Source organism: Roseovarius sp. MMSF_3298 (genome assembly GCF_030733705.1).
In the GTDB taxonomy this organism is placed as follows: domain Bacteria; phylum Pseudomonadota; class Alphaproteobacteria; order Rhodobacterales; family Rhodobacteraceae; genus Roseovarius; species Roseovarius confluentis.
In genome coordinates this window covers 1-1477 of record NZ_JASHIN010000062.1, presented here as the reverse complement: position 1 = coordinate 1477, position 1477 = coordinate 1, and the positions used below count along the sequence as shown (strand labels likewise).

Sequence of the window (1477 nt, the reverse complement as noted above, 5' to 3'; positions counted from 1 at the left end):
GTTTCGATCGCGTTGTCGATCCATGCTGGGAGCGGGTCTGCTTGGCGGCTGCGCAGGATACCGTTGAACCGCATGGCGAGACTTCGCATCGTTGCGAAGGCGGGAGAACCGGCCTTGAGCGCGTCGACTTTCCGCGCTTGATCCGGGGTGAGCTTTCCGCGGGGTTTGATGCACAGCGCGGCTGCGATGACCGGGGAAATCGCGTGCCCCGTTTCCGGGTCCCGGACTGGCTTAAGGATTTCGTGCTCTACCTTGGAGTCGCTCCCTTGCTGTTCTGCTTTTCGCCAGCCCGCCAACAGACGCTGCAAATGCGACTGACTCCCCTCGTAACCGCGCTCTCGGATCAGACGGAACAGGGCGCTGCCAGTTCGAATGCCCTCCTTCCAGCTTTGGCTCAGGAACTCTTCAAAGTACCACGGCGATGTCGGCTTCAAAGCGGCCCGCCTGCGGTCCGGTGGTGTCTCGAACTGCAGCCATTTCGCGATGCTGCGACGCGGGAACCCTGTTCGCCGCCCGATCTCGCTGCATGAAAGCCCCTGATTTCGGAGCGCATGAATGGTGGCGAAAATCTCTTCCCGAGACGTCCTATGCGCCAGGCGTGACTTCAGAAGGCTGCCGGCTGCGGTGATGTTGTCGGCGTCGGACAGCAGCGCCCTGCCGGTCGCACGGCCGTGAAGGTTCATTTGCTCCTCGATGGCCTGCCGCAGGTTTTGTACGATATGGAACCGGTCAGCGACCTGCTTCGCCTGCGGTGCCCCTTGCCGTGCTGCCTGGGCGTAGAGACCGCAGCGATCTCTGCTGATCACTTCCACCTCGGGGTGTCGCTTCAGCCAGTTGGTGCAGCTGACGACATCTCGATCCTCAAGAATGTCGATCACCACGCGACGCTCCAGATCCACAATGATCGTGCCGTAGGTTTGCGATTTCCGCCAACTCCAGTCGTCGATCCCGATGACTGTCGGCGACTCGCCACTGTCTTGGGCACGGTTCTTCAGCTGCCTAAGCACCGTGTCATCGCTGACTCCAAGGCCCAAACGATGCAACAACCGCTCGGCTGGCCGTCCGCCGGTCGCATGCCCAAGATGGGTGACAATCTCCCCGACACGCGAAGTACGACGTGCAAATGGACGCGCAATCGAGGCGATTTGGTCTGAGAATGTCCGGCGTGGGCAAGCGGGTGCCTGACATCGCCAACGGCAAATTGCGAGATCAACCGTTACCTCGTCTCCATGCGCGGGATAATCCTGCAGCCGCCGACGCCGCCAGCCGTGACGTCGGCGTGAATGCAATCCACAGTCTGGGCAAATGCCGTTGGGAGCCAAGACGCCAGATACAATCCACCCGCCTCTTTCACTTCGCTCAACGCTTTGAACGGCAACATCGCTCCCGGGCGACCAGTGCTTCTTCGAACTCACAACTATACCTCCTGAATTTTCCAGTTTCAGGATAGTTGCGCCACACAAAGTGAGGCAGAACC

The 1477-nt window shown here is 60.4% G+C and carries 1 protein-coding gene; it reads right to left on the bottom strand.

Translation table 11 applies throughout. The features are described 5' to 3' along the window. The coding region (locus RBB18_RS23105) for an ISL3 family transposase (RefSeq protein ID WP_306112638.1) at window positions 1-1337 on the bottom strand (1337 nt) is incomplete at its 3' end. Between the last annotated feature and the right edge of the window lie 140 nt (window positions 1338-1477).